The organism is Streptococcus sp. 4094, from assembly GCF_013277125.1.
Classification (GTDB): Bacteria; Bacillota; Bacilli; order Lactobacillales; family Streptococcaceae; genus Streptococcus.
Genome location: NZ_VMMI01000006.1, coordinates 1 through 5,284 on the forward strand (window position 1 = coordinate 1; position 5,284 = coordinate 5,284).

Below are 5,284 nucleotides of genomic sequence, written 5' to 3' on the forward strand. Positions count from 1 at the left end.
AGCTAAGCGACTTCCATATCTCACAGGGGGCAACCCCCAACTACTTCCGGCGTTCTAGGGCTTAACTTCTGTGTTCGGCATGGGTACAGGTGTATCTCCTAGGCTATCGTCACTTAACTCTGAGTAATACCTACTCAAAATTGAATATCTATTCAAACCAAGAAAACCATTCGCTTTCATATTCTCAGTTACTTTGGATAAGTCCTCGAGCTATTAGTATTAGTCCGCTACATGTGTCGCCACACTTCCACTTCTAACCTATCTACCTGATCATCTCTCAGGGCTCTTACTGATATAAAATCATGGGAAATCTCATCTTGAGGTGGGTTTCACACTTAGATGCTTTCAGCGTTTATCCCTTCCCTACATAGCTACCCAGCGATGCCTTTGGCAAGACAACTGGTACACCAGCGGTAAGTCCACTCTGGTCCTCTCGTACTAGGAGCAGATCCTCTCAAATTTCCTACGCCCGCGACGGATAGGGACCGAACTGTCTCACGACGTTCTGAACCCAGCTCGCGTGCCGCTTTAATGGGCGAACAGCCCAACCCTTGGGACCGACTACAGCCCCAGGATGCGACGAGCCGACATCGAGGTGCCAAACCTCCCCGTCGATGTGAACTCTTGGGGGAGATAAGCCTGTTATCCCCAGGGTAGCTTTTATCCGTTGAGCGATGGCCCTTCCATACGGAACCACCGGATCACTAAGCCCGACTTTCGTCCCTGCTCGAGTTGTAGCTCTCGCAGTCAAGCTCCCTTATACCTTTACACTCTGCGAATGATTTCCAACCATTCTGAGGGAACCTTTGGGCGCCTCCGTTACCTTTTAGGAGGCGACCGCCCCAGTCAAACTGCCCGTCAGACACTGTCTCCGATAGGGATCACCTATCTGGGTTAGAGTGGCCATAACACAAGGGTAGTATCCCAACAACGTCTCCTTCGAAACTGGCGTCCCGATCTCATAGACTCCTACCTATCCTGTACATGTGGTACAGACACTCAATATCAAACTGCAGTAAAGCTCCATGGGGTCTTTCCGTCCTGTCGCGGGTAACCTGCATCTTCACAGGTACTAAAATTTCACCGAGTCTCTCGTTGAGACAGTGCCCAAATCATTACGCCTTTCGTGCGGGTCGGAACTTACCCGACAAGGAATTTCGCTACCTTAGGACCGTTATAGTTACGGCCGCCGTTTACTGGGGCTTCAATTCATACCTTCGCTTGCGCTAAGCACTCCTCTTAACCTTCCAGCACCGGGCAGGCGTCACCCCCTATACATCATCTTACGATTTAGCAGAGAGCTGTGTTTTTGATAAACAGTTGCTTGGGCCTATTCACTGCGGCTGACTTAAAGTCAGCACCCCTTCTCCCGAAGTTACGGGGTCATTTTGCCGAGTTCCTTAACGAGAGTTCTCTCGCTCACCTGAGGCTACTCGCCTCGACTACCTGTGTCGGTTTGCGGTACGGGTAGAGTATGTTTAAACGCTAGAAGCTTTTCTTGGCAGTGTGACGTCACTAACTTCGCTACTAAACTTCGCTCCCCATCACAGCTCAATGTTATAGAACTAAGCATTTAACTCAGTTCACACCTCACTGCTTAGACAGACACTTCCAATCGTCTGCTTTAGTTAGCCTACTGCGTCCCTCCATCACTACATACTCTAGTACAGGAATATCAACCTGTTGTCCATCGGATACACCTTTCGGTCTCTCCTTAGGTCCCGACTAACCCAGGGCGGACGAGCCTTCCCCTGGAAACCTTAGTCTTACGGTGGACAGGATTCTCACCTGTCTTTCGCTACTCATACCGGCATTCTCACTTCTATGCGTTCCAGCGCTCCTCACGGTACACCTTCTTCACACATAGAACGCTCTCCTACCATACCTATAAAGGTATCCACAGCTTCGGTAAATTGTTTTAGCCCCGGTACATTTTCGGCGCAGGGTCACTCGACTAGTGAGCTATTACGCACTCTTTGAATGAATAGCTGCTTCTAAGCTAACATCCTAGTTGTCTGTGCAACCCCACATCCTTTTCCACTTAACAATTATTTTGGGACCTTAGCTGGTGGTCTGGGCTGTTTCCCTTTCGACTACGGATCTTAGCACTCGCAGTCTGACTGCCGACCATAATTCATTGGCATTCGGAGTTTATCTGAGATTGGTAATCCGGGATGGACCCCTCACCCAAACAGTGCTCTACCTCCAAGAATCTCTAATGTCGACGCTAGCCCTAAAGCTATTTCGGAGAGAACCAGCTATCTCCAAGTTCGTTTGGAATTTCTCCGCTACCCACAAGTCATCCAAGCACTTTTCAACGTGCCCTGGTTCGGTCCTCCAGTGCGTCTTACCGCACCTTCAACCTGCTCATGGGTAGGTCACATGGTTTCGGGTCTACGTCATGATACTAAGGCGCCCTATTCAGACTCGGTTTCCCTACGGCTCCGTCTCTTCAACTTAACCTCGCATCATAACGTAACTCGCCGGTTCATTCTACAAAAGGCACGCTCTCACCCATTAACGGGCTCGAACTTGTTGTAGGCACACGGTTTCAGGTTCTATTTCACTCCCCTCCCGGGGTGCTTTTCACCTTTCCCTCACGGTACTGGTTCACTATCGGTCACTAGGAAGTATTTAGGGTTGGGAGATGGTCCTCCCAGATTCCGACGGGATTTCACGTGTCCCGCCGTACTCAGGATACTGCTAGGTACAAAGACTATTTTAAATACGAGGCTATTACTCTCTTTGGCTGATCTTCCCAAATCATTCTTCTATAATCTTTGAGTCCGCATTGCAGTCCTACAACCCCGAAGAGTAAACTCTTCGGTTTGCCCTTCTGCCGTTTCGCTCGCCGCTACTAAGGCAATCGCTTTTGCTTTCTCTTCCTGCAGCTACTTAGATGTTTCAGTTCACTGCGTCTTCCTCCTCGCATCCTTAACAGATGCGGGTAACAGGTAGTACCTGTTGGGTTCCCCCATTCGGAAATCCCTGGATCATCGCTTACTTACAGCTACCCAAGGCATATCGTCGTTTGTCACGTCCTTCTTCGGCTCCTAGTGCCAAGGCATCCACCGTGCGCCCTTATTAACTTAACCTTATTTTCTGACCTTTCAGTCATAAACTCTTATTAATACTACAGCGTTTTCGGTTTATTTTCTTGTTACTATTTGATATAGATATTCAATTTTCAATGTGCATTACTTGGTGATCTCTCACCAATGGAGCCTAGCGGGATCGAACCGCTGACCTCCTGCGTGCAAAGCAGGCGCTCTCCCAGCTGAGCTAAGGCCCCACAAGACCTCTCAAGACTAAACAAGACCAATGCGCAGTTCCTTATCCTTAGAAAGGAGGTGATCCAGCCGCACCTTCCGATACGGCTACCTTGTTACGACTTCACCCCAATCATCTATCCCACCTTAGGCGGCTGGCTCCTTACGGTTACCTCACCGACTTCGGGTGTTACAAACTCTCGTGGTGTGACGGGCGGTGTGTACAAGGCCCGGGAACGTATTCACCGCGGCGTGCTGATCCGCGATTACTAGCGATTCCGACTTCATGTAGGCGAGTTGCAGCCTACAATCCGAACTGAGACTGGCTTTAAGAGATTAGCTTGCCGTCACCGGCTTGCGACTCGTTGTACCAGCCATTGTAGCACGTGTGTAGCCCAGGTCATAAGGGGCATGATGATTTGACGTCATCCCCACCTTCCTCCGGTTTATTACCGGCAGTCTCGCTAGAGTGCCCAACTGAATGATGGCAACTAACAATAGGGGTTGCGCTCGTTGCGGGACTTAACCCAACATCTCACGACACGAGCTGACGACAACCATGCACCACCTGTCACCTCTGTCCCGAAGGAAAGCTCTATCTCTAGAGCGGTCAGAGGGATGTCAAGACCTGGTAAGGTTCTTCGCGTTGCTTCGAATTAAACCACATGCTCCACCGCTTGTGCGGGCCCCCGTCAATTCCTTTGAGTTTCAACCTTGCGGTCGTACTCCCCAGGCGGAGTGCTTAATGCGTTAGCTACGGCACTAAACCCCGGAAAGGGTCTAACACCTAGCACTCATCGTTTACGGCGTGGACTACCAGGGTATCTAATCCTGTTTGCTCCCCACGCTTTCGAGCCTCAGCGTCAGTTACAAGCCAGAGAGCCGCTTTCGCCACCGGTGTTCCTCCATATATCTACGCATTTCACCGCTACACATGGAATTCCACTCTCCCCTCTTGCACTCAAGTTAAACAGTTTCCAAAGCGTACTATGGTTAAGCCACAGCCTTTAACTTCAGACTTATCTAACCGCCTGCGCTCGCTTTACGCCCAATAAATCCGGACAACGCTCGGGACCTACGTATTACCGCGGCTGCTGGCACGTAGTTAGCCGTCCCTTTCTGGTAAGATACCGTCACAGTGTGAACTTTCCACTCTCACACTCGTTCTTCTCTTACAACAGAGCTTTACGATCCGAAAACCTTCTTCACTCACGCGGCGTTGCTCGGTCAGACTTCCGTCCATTGCCGAAGATTCCCTACTGCTGCCTCCCGTAGGAGTCTGGGCCGTGTCTCAGTCCCAGTGTGGCCGATCACCCTCTCAGGTCGGCTATGTATCGTCGCCTTGGTGAGCCGTTACCCCACCAACTAGCTAATACAACGCAGGTCCATCTGGTAGTGATGCAATTGCACCTTTTAAGCAAATGTCATGCAACATCTACTCTTATGCGGTATTAGCTATCGTTTCCAATAGTTATCCCCCGCTACCAGGCAGGTTACCTACGCGTTACTCACCCGTTCGCAACTCATCCGGAGAAGCAAGCTCCTCCTTCAGCGTTCTACTTGCATGTATTAGGCACGCCGCCAGCGTTCGTCCTGAGCCAGGATCAAACTCTCATTAAAAGTTTGAGTTCTCACTCATTTCTGTCACTGACAGATTTATTGTTTTTTCATTGTTCAGTACTACAACTTTAGTTGTAGTGCCCTGCACATTGGTTCGTCTTGTTCAGTTTTCAAAGGTCTTTGTCGCTCACTTCTCTCAAGCGACAACTATATTAGTATATCACAGCTGCTTTCGCTTGTCAACACTTTTTTGAAACTTTTTTAATCTTTTTTCATCAAGTGTTACAACCGCAACATACCATAGTCCGTACGGGATTCGAACCCGTGTTACCGCCGTGAAAAGGCGGTGTCTTAACCCCTTGACCAACGGACCAGAGTTGTTATTTTCAACTCTTACTATTATACAGGCTTTTCTAACTTTGTCAACACCTTTTTTAAAATTTTTTTACTTTTTT

2 tRNA genes and 3 rRNA genes are annotated in these 5,284 nt (G+C 49.3%); all 5 read right to left on the minus strand.

The features are described 5' to 3' along the window. Position 1 precedes the first annotated feature (1 nt). Positions 2-117: ribosomal RNA gene (gene rrf / locus HT721_RS01135) — 5S ribosomal RNA — on the minus strand. 76 nt (positions 118-193) lie between these two features. Continuing rightward, positions 194-3,095: ribosomal RNA gene (locus tag HT721_RS01140) — 23S ribosomal RNA — on the minus strand. A gap of 124 nt (positions 3,096-3,219) precedes the next feature. Continuing rightward, positions 3,220-3,292 (minus strand) — tRNA-Ala (locus HT721_RS01145). A 51-nt stretch (positions 3,293-3,343) separates the two neighbouring features. After that, positions 3,344-4,889, minus strand: a 16S ribosomal RNA gene (locus HT721_RS01150). Together the 16S, 23S and 5S rRNA genes with 2 tRNA genes alongside form the textbook arrangement of a ribosomal RNA operon. A gap of 241 nt (positions 4,890-5,130) precedes the next feature. Next, a tRNA-Glu gene (locus HT721_RS01155) sits at positions 5,131-5,202 on the minus strand. Between the last annotated feature and the right edge of the window lie 82 nt (positions 5,203-5,284).